13 protein-coding genes are annotated in these 19823 nt (G+C 43.1%); all 13 read right to left on the bottom strand.

What is annotated here, in order from left to right; translation table 11 throughout:
• Nucleotides 1-88: 88 nt before the first annotated feature.
• Nucleotides 89-463 (bottom strand): Na-translocating system protein MpsC family protein, encoded by a 375-nt coding sequence (locus ACPUYX_RS01370; RefSeq protein WP_426377955.1) that lies wholly within the window; start codon nucleotides 461-463, stop codon nucleotides 89-91.
• A 173-nt stretch (nucleotides 464-636) separates the two neighbouring features.
• Nucleotides 637-1959, bottom strand: a complete 1323-nt coding sequence (locus tag ACPUYX_RS01365) for a radical SAM protein (protein ID WP_426377954.1) — start codon at nucleotides 1957-1959, stop codon at nucleotides 637-639.
• Between the two features lie 265 nt (nucleotides 1960-2224).
• Nucleotides 2225-3097, bottom strand: a complete 873-nt coding sequence (locus ACPUYX_RS01360) for a dimethyl sulfoxide reductase anchor subunit family protein (protein WP_426377953.1) — start codon at nucleotides 3095-3097, stop codon at nucleotides 2225-2227.
• Between the two features lie 35 nt (nucleotides 3098-3132).
• The gene (locus ACPUYX_RS01355; protein WP_088187805.1) at nucleotides 3133-3684 is read right to left on the bottom strand and encodes a DMSO/selenate family reductase complex B subunit; all 552 of its coding nucleotides are present in this window, start codon (nucleotides 3682-3684) and stop codon (nucleotides 3133-3135) included.
• Between the two features lie 14 nt (nucleotides 3685-3698).
• Nucleotides 3699-6254, bottom strand: coding sequence for a molybdopterin-dependent oxidoreductase (locus tag ACPUYX_RS01350; protein WP_426377952.1), 2556 nt, complete (start codon nucleotides 6252-6254; stop codon nucleotides 3699-3701).
• 30 nt (nucleotides 6255-6284) lie between these two features.
• Nucleotides 6285-6977 carry a TorD/DmsD family molecular chaperone gene (locus ACPUYX_RS01345; RefSeq protein ID WP_426377951.1) on the bottom strand — a complete coding sequence of 231 codons (693 nt, stop codon included), beginning with the start codon at nucleotides 6975-6977 and terminating at the stop codon, nucleotides 6285-6287.
• A 200-nt stretch (nucleotides 6978-7177) separates the two neighbouring features.
• Nucleotides 7178-7897, bottom strand: coding sequence for a FadR/GntR family transcriptional regulator (locus ACPUYX_RS01340; protein WP_426377950.1), 720 nt, complete (start codon nucleotides 7895-7897; stop codon nucleotides 7178-7180).
• A gap of 269 nt (nucleotides 7898-8166) precedes the next feature.
• Nucleotides 8167-9459, bottom strand: coding sequence for an MFS transporter (locus ACPUYX_RS01335; RefSeq protein WP_426377949.1), 1293 nt, complete (start codon nucleotides 9457-9459; stop codon nucleotides 8167-8169).
• 312 nt (nucleotides 9460-9771) lie between these two features.
• Entirely contained in the window at nucleotides 9772-12102 is a 2331-nt protein-coding gene (locus tag ACPUYX_RS01330) for a PEP/pyruvate-binding domain-containing protein (protein ID WP_426377948.1), read from the bottom strand.
• A 1-nt stretch (nucleotide 12103) separates the two neighbouring features.
• The gene (locus tag ACPUYX_RS01325; RefSeq protein WP_426377947.1) at nucleotides 12104-12748 is read right to left on the bottom strand and encodes a TetR/AcrR family transcriptional regulator; all 645 of its coding nucleotides are present in this window, start codon (nucleotides 12746-12748) and stop codon (nucleotides 12104-12106) included.
• 339 nt (nucleotides 12749-13087) lie between these two features.
• Nucleotides 13088-13366: a DUF4160 domain-containing protein gene (locus ACPUYX_RS01320; protein WP_426377946.1), complete on the bottom strand. Its 279-nt coding sequence runs from the start codon at nucleotides 13364-13366 to the stop codon at nucleotides 13088-13090.
• A complete protein-coding gene (locus ACPUYX_RS01315; RefSeq protein WP_426377945.1) occupies nucleotides 13359-13628 on the bottom strand; it encodes a hypothetical protein in 270 nt (89 codons plus the stop codon). The genes ACPUYX_RS01320 and ACPUYX_RS01315 overlap by 8 nt, the downstream gene beginning before the upstream one ends.
• Before the next feature lie 337 nt (nucleotides 13629-13965).
• Nucleotides 13966-19290, bottom strand: a complete 5325-nt coding sequence (locus tag ACPUYX_RS01310) for a cell wall-binding repeat-containing protein (RefSeq protein ID WP_426377944.1) — start codon at nucleotides 19288-19290, stop codon at nucleotides 13966-13968.
• Nucleotides 19291-19823 lie beyond the last annotated feature (533 nt).

The following is a 19823-nucleotide window of genomic DNA, read 5'->3' as shown; positions in this document are numbered from 1 at the left end:
TTTAAGGTCATTGCTAAAAATAAAAAACCAGTACACAGCGTATTAAAACGCAATTGTACTGGTTTATTAAAAGCTAAAAAGTTTTATTTCAAACCTTTTTCTTTTCAATCGAACCATCGCCTATGAATTTCAAAAATAAAACAATCGTTCTGTCGGGACTTTCCAGATGATTAATTTGCCAAGTATATTCAAAGTTCCTGCCTATTAATTCATAAACCTCTTCTGCATATTGATTTTCCAGATAAGGCCTCAAGGTTTTCCAATATTCTTTGACCCGCTCAACGTCGCCCTCTTCGACTAAGATTTCGGACAGATTGGAAAGAATCCCTTTAATAGTTATGGTTATCAATTCATCGTCTATTTTTACTATAACATACTCGGGACCCTTTCCTCTATAGTGTTTAACTATTTTTACGGCTAATTTTCTTATTTTCTCCTGCATTTCAGGACTTTTGTCAAACATTGCGATGACACCTCAACTAGCAACCCCGGTAAAGATCAATAAACAAATTTCCTAAAGAAAGCACTTATTAAGTCGGCCACTCATATTACAACATTCTACACCATGCAATAGAGTTCGACAAGTTGCTAAGTATAAAACAATGCCTCTTGATACCCCTTCTTGCAATTTTGCTTTTATAATTCGTTTTGCCACTGAAAATCGCTAGGATTAATTAAATCCAATTTAAGTTCACGTAAATATTTGCCATCATTACGTTCTTCCATAACATTTGAGGAAATAACTATCTCTATATCAATATCTTTAAGGAAATCGATGTCTTTTACATTGAACTCCAAAAAGTCATAGCGTTTACTAAGATTATAAGTTTTAATCTGATTTTTATCTAAAATCTGTTTGACAGTTAAGATATCGTTACCGAACACCTTTGCAGATTTGTAATAATAATCTTTTCCCGATAAGTAATAATAACGTTCAACACACTGCCCAAGGTTTTGTTGATAAATTTGTCCGGTTAGCTTATTTTCAAGCGAACAATAATGAACTCCTATCTTAAGCCGTTGTTCGATTGCATATTCCAGCAGATCAAGGCATTCAATCTCACTTCTGTCTATCGGCAGACCTCCGGCATACCAATAATCGTAAAGCACATTAAACGGTGGATTTTTAATTTTGCATCCTCTCTTGCGAAATTCCTCAGTATTATTGAAAGGATAGCAAAACTCCAATAGATTAATACCGTTAATGTCCAGATCATTTAAGTGAGATAATAATTTTTTCATTTCCTCTAAAGTACCTGGAATTATCGGCATCTCAACCATGACAACTGGGATATACGATTTAGCTAAGGCGATATTATCAAGAACTCGGCTGCGTACTTCTTCAGTGTCTTCCAGCTTAAGGCTAAAGCGAATTTCATTCAGTCCATTTTTTTGAAGTGCTCCTAATAAATCCGGATTAAGAAGATCCCCAGCCGTGTAGAGTCGCGTATAGACATTTGGAAATAAATCCAGTGCTGTTTTGAAAAAGTTGACGACTTCGGCTGGATGAAGCAGCGGTTCCCCTCCAGATAAAGCCAGGTGTAAAATTCTCTTACCTTGTTGGTGAATTTCCTGTAATTCTTGTCCACAGTTTCTTAGATTCTGACGATAATATTCATATCCCTCCTGGTTGGGGTTAAAACAAAAATAGCATTGGCGCGGGCACTGTAGAGAAAAAAACAAGGTTGTCGATCCCACTCCAGTCTTACAATTCTCACAAGCAGGTGACAACCAATTTAGGAAAAGGCTTTTATCATCATTACGGAAGACTACACCCAAATCCCGCAAACGTTCGATTTTATGACTTATCTCTTTTTCTTGATTAGCGCCTAATGTAATAACAGAGGCAGTAATTTGAGCCAGGAATCTTTTATAGATATCGCGATAGATCTGTGCATAACGCAGCAGACTCGGATTCTTAATCGTTGCATCTTGTTCATTACAGAGATTAATAAGCATTTCTTTACCTTTCTTGATATATAAGATCATACATTTATGAAAGCTTAACGGATACTTAATTGTTAGCTGGACAATCTTACTCTTATCTTCTAATTAAAACAGCTCCCAAATTACACTTACGCAGCCAGAAACCCGCAATGTCTTCAAAAGGGGATAGGTAAAAACGTATCTCTAAAAATCAAACTGGAGTGCAAAAAGCCAAAGGCGTTCTCACTTCACTAGTATAGTTGAGTGAGAACACCTATATTTAATGATTAGCATCGCATCATTTTAAGCCAATCATTATTGATACAGCGGATCCGTAAAACACATAACGGCCTATAAATTCTCCGACTGCGATCAAAGCCAATGACCCGTAAACCCATTTCTGGATGGGCACCTTATTCCCAATTTGTTTCAATGCATAGTAAAGCAAGCCTGCTCCAACAAGAGATATAAGCCCTCTGAGAATTAAGGGGAATAGATAACTTCCCGTAAGAAGCTGGGCTGAGGCCACTGCGGCCATATTACCGCTATCAAGGCTGCTAATTAAAACAGGCAGATAAATCAGAGGGAAAATGACCGCAACCCCAGTTATCAAGCTGATTTTTTTGAGATGTGCTGCGACGTTTTCGGAAAGCTGTTTTCCTTTTCCTCCATAAATAATTAAGGCAACACATCCTGCACTCCCTAAAGCCAACGTAGCTCCAAAAAAGGCAACATACGTATTCGCATTCATCCAAGCCGGACGGACAGAGTGGCTATAAATATTCGACATACTCAAAACAGCTGCCAAGCCAACCAGTGAAGTAATCCAGCCTAAAGCACTGCTCGCCTTCTTTTGAAAGGCTTGATAACTGATAAAGGATAAAACGAGAAACCCTCCGGCAGTTAAAATTTCACGACTAAGCCAGGATGTTTTCAAGTTAAGAATAGAGCGATAGGCTCCTGTGGGGGTTCCTAAGTGGAAAAGCGAAAGGACAAGGGCAACGACCATAATTCCCACAACCGCTTTGAATCCCGGCTGAGTTAACTTTGCTGCCTCTTGAGGATTTTGCTTCAATAATAAAGAGCGAACCACCATTAACATAAGAAAACTTCCAATGGCCAATTGGCTAACGAGCGTAAACATCATCAAAGGCCATTCTTGAGCAAACATGTAATAGGCCTCCTTCCATAATTTTTAGTCATTCGCTATTTCATCGCTTCTTTATTCGCCTTAATGGTTAACGATGGATGGGTTATACCGGAGTCAGGCAAGGGTTTAATATCCGCATTATTTCCGTATTTCTTTCGCAGTTCCTCAATATCGCCGAATTGCAAAGCTCTCATCTGGCAAGCATCGACACAGGCGGGGTTTTGGCCCTTATCAATGAGGTCAGCACAAAAAGTGCACTTACCCACCTTACCCAACTTCTCTATATACTGTGGTTCTCCATACGGACAAGACCATGTACAGAGTTTACAACCGATGCATTTATCGCGGTCGTGCATAACAATGCCGTCCTTCTCTCTCTTATACAGAGCTCCGGTCGGACAGTTCTGGGTACACTTGGGCTGAGCACAATGGTTGCAAGCAATCGAAAGGTTATATTCCCAAGGATTCGGGTATTTGCCGCCTTCAAAATTGTAAACCTTGCGAAAAAAAATCCCGACATCGAGATCATTTTTATCTTTACAAGCAATTTGACAAACCTTGCAGCCAGAACAAATTGTCATATCATAATAAAACCCGAGTTGCGCCATTATTTTTCACTTCCTTAGAAAATGATTCGTTGAGGCCATTTAACATCCGGATCGAGAGGTTGATTATATTTCTCCAGCTTCACATTGCAAGAATTAAAGCCTGTGTGTCCTTGACCAGTTGGGATATGTCCGTCAAGAATTCCAGTACAGCCTGCTTTATCAACTCCGGCTTGCTCATCCATTTCAACCCAGGCACCTTCGCCAAGAGCAACGACGCCTGGCATAATACGCTCAGTGACCATAGCCTGGCGAATAACTGAGCCATGACGGCTGGTTACTTTGACAATATCATTATTCTTAATTCCCAGGTTTTGAGCGTCGCTAGCGTTTATTCTCAGCTCTTGGGGAAAGGCTTCCCGCAGCCAGGGTACGTTATCTAAGGTCGAATGAGACCTCCGATAGTAATGAAGAGTAATGACTTGGAAAGGATAACCGTTCTTAGAACCATCTTCATAGCCCTCACGCGAAGGTTCGTACTTAGGTAAAGGCGATTTCGTCGTAAAGCCTACTTTTTCAATGGCCTTAGCGAGTGAGTCACAGTAAATCTCAAATTTTCCGCTTGGAGTTGCTAATTTCTTGCCAACCGGATTGCCAATAAAGTCCTCAAAGCTGGTGAATTCTAATTTGTCGCCGCGAGACCTCGGAATTTGATAAATTCCCTTTTCTTTGAACTCCTTATAGGAGATGCGTCCCGTTTGCGGAATTCCTTTCGCTCCCAGTTCCTTGATATCTTCCGCTGTCAAGGTAACTAGTTTTTCATATCCCGTTCCGTCTGCCTTCATCACCTTAGCACCAGCTATCTGGTTATACAGCATTTGCGCTTCAGACAACGGGTTGACCGCTTTCGTTGGATCAAGCCCCAGCCTTTTAGCCAATTCCGTTACAATCCACATATCACTTTTGGCTTCAAAAAGCGGCTTCATGATCTGACGAAAATAAATAAGAATTTCACGATTCCCGGTAAGCAATCCCCCCAGGCGCTCCCACTGCGAGGTAACCGGTAAAACAACATCTGAATACCGAGCGTCCGTCGATAAAAACAGATTTTGAGCAAGGACGAATTCAACGTTACGGTGCGCCTCGATGCCCCGTGTAGTACCCGCTCTCTGGTTCAAGGTATTCCCAAACCAATTCCAGATCATCTGGATATTAATATCTTTCTGATCACCTTTACTTGCGGTATATTTACCCGTCAAAACGGCGTTCCACATTTCACCGCTATTAATTTTGCTTTTCGCCAGAGGATTGGGAATCGCGGGCAAGCCGCTGGCCCCAGGCTGTACTAACACCGGTCCGGCATTTGTTGCCCGATTGTGCATATTGGGGCTAACTCCTGCACCAGGTTTGCCAACATTACCGGTCATAAAGGCAAGAGTCATTATCGCATGCGGAAAATGCTCTCCATTGTTTATGCGGGCGGGTGCTCCACCAGTAATAATGGCTGCAGGTTTTGTCGTTGCATATTCCTGAGCAAGTTGACGGATCGTATCCACACTTACACCACAGATCTTTGCTGCCCACTCCGGTGTTTTCGGGGTTCCATCAAAAGTACCCAAAACATAATCCTTAAAGTTATCCTTAGGATCTGCCCCATCCGGCATATGATCAGCATCAAAGCCCACACAATAAGTATCCAAAAAGTCTATATCCAGTAAATTATTCGTTAAAATATGATGGGCCATCCCCAGAATTAAAGTTGTATCAGTAGCCGGGTGAATCGGTATCCATTCATCTGCCATAACTCTCGCTGTTTCAGAATGGACAGGATCAATCAAAATAAATTTGGCTCCTGCCTTTTTGGCCTGAAGATAATTAAACGTTGGCGTTCCCTGACTGGACTGAGCAGGGTTCGCACCCCAAAGAATAATCAGTTTTGAATCGCGCAATCTGAAGCGATCGTTGCCTGCCATCGATCCATTATCAGTTGTGATGCCCGTAACCTTTTGCCATACTACAGGCCAGGCTCCCCAAGAAACATCCCCCCAGCGAGTTGTACAGCCGCCATAGGCACTCATGAGCCGAATAGGTTCCATGTCCCCGCCTGAACCGCCAGGGGGTAAAAAGAAACTGGCATTACCATATTTACCTTTAATTCGTTTAATCTCACTAGCAACGATACCCAGAGCTTCATCCCAAGAGATACGCACCCACTCATCTTTTCCGCGAAGTTCTTTTTTGCCGCCTCCCGGTTCCCAATTTTTCCGTTTCATAGGATATTTGAGACGATCGGCACCCAGTACCATTTTGCGATGGGAACGACCGCGTGCACATCCTCTTTGTTGAGGGTAATCCGGACTGTCCTCATGGGTATCGTCCGTCTTTTGACGAACGACAACTCCATCCGCAACATAAGCCTTGTTTAAACATCGTCCTCCACAATTATGCCAACAAGCAGCAGTAATCCATTCACCTTCCTTATCTGCTAACTCTGCAACATTTGAATCCACTTTTTGCAGCCCGCAACCCGGCAGGGTTACAGCTGCTGCGGCTCCGGCAGCCAATGTTGCCGTTGCACCAAGGAAGGACCTTCTACTCATCATGTGGCTTTTTGCCTTCTCGATTAAACTCATATTTTCCACCTCCACGAATTGTAAGAAATACTAAGAATATATTTTTAAAAGCTCGAGAAGAGCTTCTAGATCAAGAGTTAAGAAGCCTCGAAGAATTTTGCCCATTCCCCGATAGAAATCCGTCTCGGCGTGCTGGATCATGTCGTGACTGAACTTTGGAACCCATTGCAAAAGATGCTCTTCTAAAAAAGACTTTTGATCCATCAAAAGTTGTCTGAGATCAACGCCATTTTCATCGTTATTCTCTAAACATAGTTGACTGAGCCGGAACATAAAATCCAACTCTAGTCCTAAGTGATCATCTGCCTCATGACCAAACTCTACGGGAAGAAACGAATACTTTAGATAAGCCTTCCTAACGGCTAGCGTCTCCTCTTGAAAGAGCAAACGCTCCTCGTTTAAATAAGTGGATTCCCAAGGCGGAGAAGGTAATTGATACGGACCGATAAAAAGTCGTGTGAATTCCCAATGCAAGTCATTGTAAACAGTTTCGCTCTGTATATCGTTTTTAGAAAGGTAGTTTTTAATTTGTTGAACACCTTCTAAAATCATTTCACGTTCACTTGCCAAGGGAAAATCCGGTGTAATCATGCTATTTTTCACAAACACAAGGAAATCTTTTGTCGGTTCCATTAAGAAAGTACGGCGCAGAAAATCGTAGTAAAAAAGACGCAACTCCAGTAATGGAGTCACTCGACTTGAAGCATGATTCACGTTTGTCATAGTTTTACTCCTTCGTGTATAGCCACTTACTATCCTTGGTTTCACATTAGTAAGTAAGTCAAATTGACAGAATTTACTGCATACTGCATCCAGTGTGTTGTGTATTGTCTATTGTCTATTGTCTGATTGATTACCTGTTAGTTGTCATACAACTAACCAAGCACTATCTTATCAGTTTTTTCTATGATGTCAATAAAAACTTAAGCTTGTTCTGCATTCCTAAACATTTCAAGTTTAGCATCGATCATATCGACATAAGCCTTAAGGGCCAGCTCGAGGTTCCTCGTCTTAAGACCAATAACAATGTTATAATGCTCATCTTCCTCTACAGCCTTGGGTACTCCATCAACTTCCCAACTTTTTTGAACTGTCGATTCATAATGTGCCAGCAAAAGGCTGCCCATGAGGTGAAAGGTGCTGACAAACAGACTGTTTTCAGATAAACGAAAAAGCCATTCATGAAATTGTCTATCGAGATAAAAATACTCCTCAAGGTCCGATTTTTCAGAGGCCTGGCACATTTTTATATAGATTTGTTCCAAGTGGTGAATTCCTTCTTCACCGGCCCGTTGAAAGGCAAGACGTATGACTTCCGTTTCCAGAGCCTTTCTAAACTCTAGGATCTCAATCTGGTTATGCGGTTTCATCATGATGGGGGCAAGTTCGGTTAAATAAACACTGGGTGTGAATTCCTTAACAAAAGTCCCTTCTCCCACTTTGGCTTCCAGTAACCCAAGCGTAATCATTTTCTGGATGGCGACGCGTACCGATACTCGGCTTACGCCAAATAATTCAGCAAGTTGGTTTTCGGAAGGGATTTTGTCCCCCGGCACCCATCGCTCATTTACAACATTCTCCTTTAATTGATTATAAACAAGTTCGGACACACTATCTTTAGAAATTTTCGTGATATTGTTCATTCATTTACCTACTTTTACAAGATTAAAGAAACCTCATGATCACACATTCTAGAGCTTCTAGTGAACTCGTTCAGCTAAAGCTGAACATCGAGACTTCGGAGACGAAAGCGCCTAGCCCATAACAAATGCTATCGCGCTGAAGGATAGACTCTACCCCCACCGAAGCAGAGTTCGGGGTTCCCACTCCCACTTAAAGAAGTGGGAGTCTTACGATTGGTTAAACAAGCCCATCTGCTTTATATCATAGCATTCTGTGGAATCCTGTCAATTTATTCATTAGTTGTGTTTGTTGATTTCCGCTCATTAAGTTTTAGAAGCAAAGTAAGCAGGAAGGCAGCCAAGCTGCAGGCAATCAAAAATCCCAGGACACCATTAATGCCCAACGAAGAACCGTTTATGATGCCAACCAGCTTATTGCCGAAGAATCCCCCGATGCTTGATGATGAATTAATAATTGCTACCCCCACCGCTGCTCCTTCTGTGGTGAGAAACGTGGCAGGGACGGACCAGAAGGGCCCGTAAAAGCAAGCATTACCCATTCCGTTCAGAACTACACCCAGAATTTTAACTGCTACACTTGAGGAAGTTCCTGCAAGTGCCAGCCCCGCGGCTGAAACAAGCATTGGGATCGCAATATGGTACTTTCGTTCTCTCGTGCGATCGGAATGGAGTGCCCATAAAGGCATGGCAATGGCACCAGCAATTCCGGGAAGCATCATGATGAATCCAATATCTGTATTAGAAAACGTAGTTGAAAATTCTTTGACAAGGGTTGGCATCCAAAAAGAAACACTTTGAAACATCATTTGAATCGTTATGTGAATTACAACAAGATGCCACACTCTGAAATGGACAAAGACCTTGGCAGCTGAGTATGACTGAACTCGGTTTTGGTGTTGCTCCGCTTGTAATGTCTGAGTTAACCATTTTTTCTCATCGGAAGTAAGCCATTTCGCATCTTCCGGTTTGTTCGTCATATAAAAATACGTCACAACACCTAGAAGAACAGCAGGAATTCCTTCAATAACAAACAGCCATCTCCACCCCGCGTAACCCAACCAGTGAATATGGTCCAGGACATAAGTAGCCAGAGGAGCCCCAACAATATTGGAAATAGGGCTTGCCACCATGAACAGTGATGTAGCCCAAGCCCTTTCTTTTGCAGGAAACCAATAGGTAAAATAGTATATGATTCCCGGGAAAAAACCGGCCTCGGCCATACCCAGCAAAAAGCGAAGAAGATAAACATGGGTAAAATTCTGAGCAAAAAAGGTTAAGGAGGTGATCATTCCCCAGGTAACCATGATTCGTGCAATCCATTTGTTGGTTCCAATTCGGTGGAGAAGAATATTGCTGGGAACCTCGAAAATCAAAAAAGTTATAAAATACGCCGCCGAGAGCGATCCATAGGCTGCCGAAGAAATATGCAGCGCTTTATTCATTTCCAGGGCCGCAAATCCTAAGTTTACACGATCTATAATATTAACGATATATAGAATAAAGGCAAACGGCAAGATTTTATATTTAACTTTGGTCAGCGTTTGTTTCGCTATATCTGACACAATAAATTTCTCCCTTGTTCATTATGTATTAATACCAAAGTTTATAATTCGGCCGAACCTGTTGACGCACGACCTACTCGTCCTGAATCAGTGTACTTTAATACGTACCACAATACAAGAATAGATCCACGTGTCGCGACTTAAAACCTTGCTCGACACCATCAGCTATAGCAAAGCCTTCTAGTAATGTTGATAAAGTACGGTTGCGTTCACATACAAAGCAGAGGCCCCTTACACAGAACACTGACAAACCCCTGCTTCAAAAAGGAGCAGGGGTTTGTGGGTATAATTGTTAAATTACCATTTCTGAGTTTAGCCTTTTCTCGTAACAACACCAATACTGCCATTTACAATAACTGAATCACCTGTTTTTAGTTCGGTGGTAGCAATTCCACAACCTACAACCGCAGGAATCCCTAGCTCCCGAGCCACAATGGCAGCATGGGATAAAGGTGCTCCAAGATCTGTAATAATCGCAGCAGCTTTTGGAAACAATGGTGTCCAGCCAATGTTAGTCATTGTCGTTACAAGTATCTCACCCTTTTGAAAATCTTTCGCTTCATCAAAGCTGTGCAAGATACGCACCCTTCCTTCAATTGTACCCGGGGCACCGGCAAAACCTTTGATAGAGTTTTTATCAAGTACCGGCGCTTGGGCATTGGGATCATAGTAATCCTGCCTTTTATCCTTAGAATTAATCCATTCCTTAGGATTAAACCTGCCTCTAATTAACTGAGGAAAGACAGGCATCTTTTGATATTCTTCAAAGTTTTTACGTCTTTTAGGCAGCTTATCCAGCATTTCTGTGTCTCCCTGCAGAAATTTTGGGACTTCAAAGCAATACATCATAAATATATCATTGTTTATCCCTGTAACTGAGCCGATCTTAAGCAGTAAATGCCGCATCACTCTAAAGACCTTTACAAACTCATTTCTCAAAGACTCACGGGTATTTGCATCCCTGGAAACTCGTTCCAGCTTCTTCTCCAGCCATTTTTCCTTAGCAGGAAATTTTTGCGCAAAGAGCTTTTTACCCTTCATAAATTCACGTTGTTGTTTTTTCAGCAGCTCAGTGGCACTCAGGTTTGTGTCTTTGTATTCTTTTATTTGCTTGTCAATAAATGAAGGGTCATCTGCCGGATATTCATAAAAAACCTCAAACTCATGAGGGCTTCTATGACCGTATAGCTCCAGATACTTTTCACCGCTCAAGCTGCCATTAATAACTTGTTCTATTGCCAACAGGGGCTTCATGCTTACAAGTGTTTGTTCACCGCTGAAATTGGAACACAACAAATTTGCCAATTCCTCGCCTGCCATCTTAGCAAGCTTTTTTCTAAGCGTTGCTAAAGTTGAGCTTCCTGCACCTCCAAACCAGATATACCATAATGCAGACAAAAATGGCCGTACATCAGATGTCCACAGCTTAAACAAATCCTGCCTGGTGTTTGCAGCTTCTATTCTTTCAAGTGTTTTCACATACCAAACCGGTGTATACTCCAAGTAGTAAACCTTTTGTTTCTTGGAATCCTTCATTCGCTTCAAGCTCTTTTTTGCCCGGAGAAACATTTCCTTGATTAATTGAGGTGTTCTAAAGGGATAAATAGGAACTTCAATATTATCAGGAATATATCCAAATACATCGCTTATAAGTTCCTTTGCCTTTGGAACATTATAACCAAGCACTTTTAACGAAGAAATCATAATGCTGATATTTGAATATGTTCTGCCGCAAATATTGCCGAACATAAAATACCCCGGAACTTTCTGGCACTCCAAGTCCATCTCATGCAGCAAGCTCCATGTAAATGGACTCATTACGTCCGGTACAGCCTCACCAACATTATTACTGCTCCAAAGTGCGTCGGCATCAAGGCTTTGATTGATTTCATAGTTGTCATAATCAATTGTTTGAAGAGTCGTGATTGGGCGTGCCTGAACAATATAAAGCCTTCCCCCTTCAACAACCCATTCAATATCCAGCTTACAGCAGAAAATCTCCTCTGCCTTCAATGTGGCTTTGTACAAGGCTTTTGCATAAGGTACGAAGGATTTATCGCCTTGATACTTTCCTCCTAGTCTTGTTATCGTAAAAGGATAAGCATTTTTCTCGCCCGACACAAGCTGTTCGCCAGCACCAAATACAAAGTTTCCTACCATATTTACATGACTGCCGGTAATGGGGTCGGCAGAAAAAAGCACCCCTGCCATCTTTGCGTTTATCATCTTTTGAACTACAACTGCTATTTTGTGTTCCTGGTTAATACCGTGAACCTTGCTGTATTCGTTCACACGCTCAGATTTTACAGAAGCGGCAACGATTTCTATTGCAGAAAACACATCAGCCCTTGCTACATCCAACACGGATTCAAACTCGCCTGCAAATGATGTTTTTGCACTGTCCTCTGAAAGAGCGGATGAGCGAACCGCAAAAGTACTGCCGGACAGCATTTCAAGACACTTTTCAATGTCGGAGTGCGCTTCTATTTTCAGCCCATTATTTTCAAATGCTGTAGATAAAATGACAAATCCGTTCGGAATAGCAATCCCAGCGTTGTACATCCTGCAGAGGGAGCCGCCCTTTCCCCCCGCAAAGCCAAGAGCTTCATTGGTAATATCACTAAAACTGTAAGCATATTCCATACTATTTGTTCTCCTTATAAAATACTGAGCGCAGCACTGCAATATATTCATCAATTTCTCTTGTATACCGCTCGTGTTCCTTGTTGTAATCTTCAACGCGTTTTTCGGGTGAAGCTTGAGATTCGCTGTATCCTCTCAAGGTAAATATAATAATGTCGATAGCTTTTTTTATATCAAGATTTTCTTTAAAAAGAGATAAATCAATATCCTTAAGCATCTCGTTTTTTGTATCGGAATACAATATATTTTTATATTCATTAATTTTTGAAGCCACAGCCTGGTCTTTCTCAAAATAGGCTGATGCCGCAAAGTCAAAAATATCAGGATATTTATTGGTGAGTTCAATTTTTAAAAAAAACATATTCCGCAATCTTTCCAAAATATCTCTTTCCTTTAGGTTAACTTGTGCATAGTATTCCTGCATTATTAGAGTGTTAGCATACAGGAACAGAAAGATATACAAATCCTTTTTTGTCCCGAAATAATGAAAAAGCAAGCCCTTTGATATCCCTGCCTCCAAAATGATTTCATCTGTAGTAGTTTTTTTGTAACCGTTATTGGCAAACTTGTTCATGGACGCAATAAGCAGGGCGTCACGTTTTGTATCCTCCATCGTAAATATCTTGTGCTTAGTTAATTCTTCCAATTTGGAAACCACCCTCCTATAGCAATTGACTAATCCAGTCAATTGCTATTATATTATTATTGACTGGACTGGTCAATAGATTGCAGGCAGAACCGTCGGTGTACACGCATCAGAATACAGAAAAACTAAAAAAATAAGGGGTATTGTCTCTTAATTTCGTAAAAGACAATACCCCTGCTATTATTGCACCTAAACCTTCAAGGCCTTGGTGCCTTAGGCTTTTGCAACTTCACTTATCCTATTTTGGTCTTATTTCGATTGGTCTTTGTTGTTAACAGCAGCCTGGGTGGTTGCAAACATTTTAAGACCAATCCCGTTTTCCACTATTATGGAACACTTTTAGCAATAGAATTTAATATCGTTAACTTTAAAATGATTCTTCCACTCTGCGCAAATCATGAAAGTTTGAGCAGCGATAATATCCAATAACTCATTCAACTCTTTTTGAGGTATCCTGCTTCCATTATTGGCAATGATACATCCACCGGAAGCTGTTAGCCATATTTTAGTAGCATTAGCACTCGGCTTTCCTTTTCCGACATGGACATGAATCGCTTCATTATTTTCATTCGACCAAAAATACACCAGATATTCGCCAATACGAAACAAACTAGGCAATCTGTATACCTCCCGCAGCAGCATACTTATACAACAGATGAGCATTGCTATGCAGGAATTGGCTAAAGTTCTCAATCTCTTTATCTGAAAATCCGTCTCTCTTTATCCAGGAATAAGTAGGTAACGCACATCTGGCCACATCGAATCCACCTTCTTTCGGACGCTCGAAATGAACTTCCAAACACTGCATGCCATCTTCTTCAATAAGGTGAGAATGTGTGATTTCAGTTTCATCCGCCAAAGTCATATATGGATACATCATGGCCACTAACCTCCTTACTTTTTTGCGCTTATAGTATACCACAAATTGGATTTCTTTGTTCATTGGAGGTTGCAATTTTCTGCGAGATATTAGTTTTAATTATTATACCTCAACGGATAGAACGGCTTTAAAATAGGGTATTGTCCCTAACAATTTCTAAGAGACAATACCCATTTTATTCTGACACAGCTTTTAGAATACTTTTTTCATTTAATTTTAAGCCTTAATTCAATTGGTCTTTGTTGTTAACCGCCGCCTGGGCAGCAGCTATCATAATAGACTAATCTCATTTTTTACAATTCGGAACAATTTTAGTTACCACAACAAATAGTCTACTCTATTTTCCTATCAACTGACCAAGCTGCTGTTCGATGCCTTTATTCACGACCGCCTCTCCTCCGAAGATAGTCGTCCCGGTCATCTTTTTGCCTTTCAGATAATTCACGACTTGCTCAGACAAGCTGCCGTCTGTCAGGATAATCGAGGTATTGTGATTGGCCGCATAAACGCTTCCTGCCAGAGCATCAGGGAAATTGCTGCCCGTAGCGACACAGACACTTTGCCCGGCTAAGTTGAAGTATTGCGCAACAGCCAGGGAGGTATCATAACGATCCTGTCCGGCAATTCTTATGATATTGGTTTTGTTTAGCGTGGTGATCTGTTCTACCTGATTTTCCACCGCTGCGCTAATAACCCCTTCTCCTCCGATGAGATAGACTTTGCTGGGGTTAATGGCCGCTATTTCATTCTTGACTGCATCACTGAGTCCGTCTTTTTGGACCAAGAGGATAGGGTACTGATTCTCTGCCGCGATACTGCTGATGGATAACGCATCCGGATAGTTGTCTCCATAGGCCAGCACAATCGGTGTTCCACTCTTGACCTTTAATTGATTGGCAATTTTGACGGAGGTTTCATAGCGGTCCGTTCCGCCTAAGCGGGTGATCTGACCGAAACCATCGGCCTTTACTTTGGCTTCCAGATCAGCACTGACCACGGCTGTGCCGCCTAAAATATAGACGTTCCCTGACGGAGCAAGATTGGCCTTCATATAATCTAAGACCTTTTCTTGATCCGCCTTCGAGGTTCCGACCAAAAGGATCGGAGCATTGAGTTTGTAGGCCAGGACACTTCCGGCCAAGGCATCCGGATAGTTGCCGGCGGTGGCTAAGACCACATTGGAAAGCGTTCCTGTATAGTTTGCTTTGGCAATGGCTAAGGCGGTATCCACCTGACTTTGACCTGCCAGCCGGTTGACCCCAGTGATGGGGGTGCTCATTTTAAAATCCCAGTGGACGATGTCTTGCCCTACGGAAATGGTCGGACTGGTATAGGGTTCATAGCCATCCTTGGCTGCGACGATATAGTAATCCGTATCAGGGAAGACCATAAAACCATAAGCACCCTTCGTGTCGCTGGTCTGCGGGTTCTGATTGTTATTAGGCTTAAAGCCGTCAATGCCCGGTAAGGCTACGACGGTGTCCGGTGTTTTGCCGTTGGTCTTGTTGCGTTCCGTATTGGCATAATACAAGGTGACCTTTGCTCCGGCAATGGGTTTGCCCGTGGCAGCATCCGTGATGATGCCATAGGGGTCAATTAAGGTGCATTTTAGGCTGACGGTCCCATTATTGGAAACTGTGATTTCCAGGGTTCCCAGTGCAATTGTTTGACCATTGCCTAAATCATAGGTGATCTTATAACGATTGTCCGTTCCTTTGGCTAGGTTGGCAAAATTGATCGTTCTGTCCGCAGAAACGCTTGCTGAAGTACCTGCTGATGATACATAGCTCACTTTAGAAAGATCGCTTAAAGGACTCGTCGTTCCGTCAGGTAGTTGGAAGGTTAGCGTTTGAGGTGCCTGCATGAAAGCGGTATAATTCCCGTCACTTTCCGTCGTTACAGTAGCTGTCAGATTAGCAACAACACCACCTGTCGTACCATCCAGGACACTGCCAGTAACGGTTGTCCCTCCGCCTGATGCGCTTCCACCTCCCGCTGAACTTCCTCCACCGCCTTCGTGTACAGCATTGGGTATCGTTTCAAACACCGCAGTTATGATAACGTTAGCGGCCGGCATGGTGAAGCTCGTGCCAGTTATACTATGATCGCTTCCGTCATTATATTTCAAGCTTCCCGCTTGTAGCTGCATTCCTGCATTGGGAGTTATGCTCAGGTTAATGGCCGAACCGGAGGTTGCACTGGTCGGGCTGGCTGTAATCGTACCTCCTGTCAAAGGAGCGATACTGACCGTGTAATAGCTTGCCGGAGTCTGTCCTGCCTCAGCATCAAGGAGTGCCTGGTAGATTGCTGCATGCCCTACTGTTGTGGGATGCGGATCGAGCTGCAGGGTCGCTAAGTTAAAATTAACAGCTCCGGGAGTTGTTCTGAACTTTGTATAAACATCGGCAACTTTATAGCCCGCCATTGCGTTGTTGTTGATTGCTTGATTGATCCCTCTGATGAGAGGATCAAAGACTGAGTACAGTGGATCTTGTTCACTAAAGGGATTGTAGAGATTGAGAACGTAAATTTGGGCCTGGGGCGAAAGGGTTTTAACCGCAGTCATAATTTGCGGGAAATCTGTGCCAAATTGAGTAACACCGGCTTGTAAAGCTTGAGTTAAGGCCGGCGAATTTGCTAAACTCGCTAGGATAGCGTCTTTATTCGGATTTGCAGCCATAGCCGCTGCTAATTGGGTCATTAAATTAGGATTATTGACGGGGTTCACCCCAAAAGCTGTACATACGGAAGCAATGACCGGGGAAAGCAAATTATCCCCGCCGATACTTAGGGTAATAACCTTGGCATTTCCGACCGACGCCCTATATTGGGCATTCGTTAGTAAGCGCTGCAGCAAATCGCTGCTCTTATCTCCCGATACGGCCAGATTATTTAAGGCAAGCTGATTAGAAGCGGGATCTGTCAGAAGATGATTATAGAAAAGATGGGTGTAGTCACTTCCGGGTGCGGCACTCATTCCATATGCGATGGAATCGCCTAAAGAGAGAAATGTTTGAGCGGTATACGCCGGCACCACCACGTCAGCGTCAGGCCCCGCATTAAGTCCTGGCCCTGCTGCGAGTCTTACTTGATATGTCCCGGCTGCCAAACCGGTAATCACTGTGGCTGAAGCCGGAACTGGAGTGTAATTGGCCGCTCCCTGGAGCCGGTATTCCATGCTGTCAGTGACACCTGTGATTTTACCGTCATTATTAGCGGCCGAAGTGGGAGCTATTCCGGTCAGCCCTGTTGGCGCGGATTGGTCTTGGTTCGGTGCAACGTACGTAAATTGGTCACTTGAAACCACCGTACTCGTTCCGTACGGCGTTGTTACCGTCACGTCAACTGTTCCGCTTCCCGCAGGAGATGTGACTGTGAGGGAAGTATCACTGACAACTGTAATACCACTTCCAGTCGTACCGCCAAATTTGACTGCCGTGACTCCGCTGAATCCTGAACCGGTTATCGTTACGGAAGTACCTCCGGCTCCCGAACCATTGGCTGGATTTATAGAAGTAATGGACGGCAACCCTGTTACAGAAACTGTATGAGCAGCTGCCGCACTGCTTTTTGTTCCATCATTGACGACAAACGAAATAGTCCTGTCACCTGTTGATGCGTTCGAACTACAGCTAAATACAACCGATGACAGCACATTTGCCCATTGAGCGACAGTAGCAGTTGCACCGGAAGAAGTCAAGGTCAGAACTCCTGTAGCAGCATTGTAACTGCCAACGATATTACCAAAGAGAGTAGAACTGGTGTTGGTAAAGGATAACGTATCACCGCTATGGAAACCGCTGCTTATACTTACAGTTGCGCTGGATTGGGTTGTATTATCCAGATCAGATATCGAAACACCGTTGTCGATAACTACAGCAGAACCACCGACAGGATACGTTATGGAGCCACCTGATGTGACAACAATGGGTGTCTGGTCTGTATCTGCCACGGTAACTGTTCTGGTGGCCGTATTACTGGTGTGACCTGAGCTGTCAACTCCTGTAAAAGAAACGGTTCTGGTTGAGCTGTTAGGTGTCACCGCCGTATTTGTATAGGTAACTGACTCCAACGCACTCTGCCACTGAGCGACAGTAGCGGTTGCTCCTGCTGAAGTCAAGGTCAAAACTCCTGTAGCGGCAGTGTAGCTGGCAACGATATTGCCATAGAGGGGATCGTTGGCAAAAGATAATACATCCTCACCGGAATGGAAGCCGCCGGTAATTGCCACAGTAGCACTGGACAGGGTTAAAGTATTTAAACCCGTTACCGTAACACCGCTGTCGATAGCAACTGGAGTTGATTTGTCATTGTCCCCGGCAACAAACGCAGCTGACCCGGAATCTGTGGTGATAACCGGCAGATCAACAGCTAGTGGAACTATACTCATCTGAGCGCCTGCCGACGGTGCTAATGCCAGGGTCAGTGCAATCGCTGAATTGTTTTGCAATGTTACAATATCCCCGGCGTTAAGCGACAGAATGACACTTCCTGAAATTTCGCCTGTAGCAGTAAGCAGCGATATCGATGGGGATGGGGCAGCTATACCATCAATCGCAACGGCCAAATCGGAACCCGCACCTGCGGTTATGCTGGCATTATAATCAATCTTATAAGTGCCAGTGTTCGCGATCATCATCGTTGGAGTCCCGGCAAGATGGCCAATCCCTGACATTGGACCATTCGTGCTGAATGGCACATCTGCTCCACTAACGACAGTTGCATCTGCTAACGTCGCCAATTGATATGCATTTCCCATTATTCCGCTAACTTCTGTAATGCTTATCTGAGCACCCGCCGCCGGTGCTAATGCCATAGTTAGGGGAACCGCAGAATTGTTACGCAATGTTATAACATCCCCAGCTTTAAGCGACAGAATGACATTTCCTGAAACTTCCCCTACAGCGGTAAGCACCGGTATCGATGTGGATGGGGCAACTATACCATTGATCGCAACGGCCAATTCGGCACCCACACCTGCGGTTATGCTGGTATTATAATCAATCTTATAAGTGCCTGCGTTGGGGATCGTAATAGTTGTCGATCCGGCTGTATGGCCAATACTTGACATTGGACCATTCGTGCTGAATGGCACATCTGCTCCACCAACGACAATCGCATCTGCTGTCGTCGCCCATTGATATGCATTTCCCACCGTTCCGCTAACTTCTGCAATGCTCATCTGAGCGCCTGCAGACGGTGCTAACGCCAAGGTTAGGGGAACCACTGAATTGTTACGCAATGTAATAACATCCCCGGCATTAAGCGACAGAATAGCACTTCCCGAAACTTCCCCTACAGCGGTAAGCACTGGTATACCTGTGGATGGGGCAACAGTGCCATTGACCGCAACCGCCAACTCAGCATCTAAACCCGCAGTTATGCAGGTATTATAGTCGATCTTATAAGTGCCCGTATTCTGGACCGTAATTCCTGTAGTTCCGGCAGTATGGCTGATACCTGACATTTGACCATTACCATTAAACGGAACATCTGCCCCGCCCATTACAGGTGCATCTGCTGCCGTCAAAAATTGGTTCACACTTCCATAGGCACTTGGTTGACTAGGTGCCGCATGCACAACTGGTACGCACATAGACATTACGATACAAACGATAAGCAGCACAGAAATAATAGGTTTCATTCGCATTTTAACTTTCAAGTTTATCACCACCAATGTAATTTTGGGCGTTTTCAAATTTTATCTAATTATTCAGACTATATCATATGTGCAAAACCTAACACGGCATTTATAAAACCTCCGTTGACATTTAGCCACAATACGGGATTTTACGTCAGCTGTTAATCTCTCATTATTATATTTAGTGCATAAGTTCACATTATAATACCATATTTGGCCACATTTTCCAAGATAATTATTTTACTAGTCTAAAACCTTTTCTTCTACAAAGCGGGATATTACAGATCTGCTTTTTCCTTAATCTATTTTCAAAACCTTTGATTGCGCATTTCGTTTCTCCTCATAAATACAAAAAAACAATAAAAATAGGGTATTATTTCCTTTAAATCATTAAGAAATAATACCCTTACTATGTTTTATACTCTGCGTCTCAACGTCTTAGCACACAAATCTTTGAGAGCTTTTACTATATTAAAGCCTTACATCGCTTGGTCCTTGTTGCTAACAACCGCCTGAGTGACTGCAAACACTTTAAGAGCAACCCCGTTTTTACT

It is taken from the genome of Desulfosporosinus sp. SYSU MS00001 (assembly GCF_049943955.1).
Taxonomy (GTDB): domain Bacteria; phylum Bacillota; class Desulfitobacteriia; order Desulfitobacteriales; family Desulfitobacteriaceae; genus Desulfosporosinus.
The sequence above is the reverse complement of the archived record's forward strand: the minus strand, read 5'-3'. Positions and strand labels throughout refer to the sequence as shown.

What these genes read in the sequence shown, in the direction of transcription:
- ACPUYX_RS01330 (WP_426377948.1), bottom strand. Translation starts at nt 12,102, where the DNA reads ATGGAATATGCTTACAGTTTTAGTGATATTACCAATGAAGCTCTTGGC.
- ACPUYX_RS01355 (WP_088187805.1), bottom strand. Translation starts at nt 3,684, where the DNA reads ATGGCGCAACTCGGGTTTTATTATGATATGACAATTTGTTCTGGCTGC.
- ACPUYX_RS01360 (WP_426377953.1), bottom strand. Translation starts at nt 3,097, where the DNA reads ATGTTTGCTCAAGAATGGCCTTTGATGATGTTTACGCTCGTTAGCCAA.
- ACPUYX_RS01365 (WP_426377954.1), bottom strand. Translation starts at nt 1,959, where the DNA reads ATGCTTATTAATCTCTGTAATGAACAAGATGCAACGATTAAGAATCCG.
- ACPUYX_RS01370 (WP_426377955.1), bottom strand. Translation starts at nt 463, where the DNA reads ATGTTTGACAAAAGTCCTGAAATGCAGGAGAAAATAAGAAAATTAGCC.
- ACPUYX_RS01340 (WP_426377950.1), bottom strand. Translation starts at nt 7,897, where the DNA reads ATGAACAATATCACGAAAATTTCTAAAGATAGTGTGTCCGAACTTGTT.
- ACPUYX_RS01350 (WP_426377952.1), bottom strand. Translation starts at nt 6,254, where the DNA reads ATGAGTTTAATCGAGAAGGCAAAAAGCCACATGATGAGTAGAAGGTCC.
- ACPUYX_RS01315 (WP_426377945.1), bottom strand. Translation starts at nt 13,628, where the DNA reads ATGATGTATCCATATATGACTTTGGCGGATGAAACTGAAATCACACAT.
- ACPUYX_RS01345 (WP_426377951.1), bottom strand. Translation starts at nt 6,977, where the DNA reads ATGACAAACGTGAATCATGCTTCAAGTCGAGTGACTCCATTACTGGAG.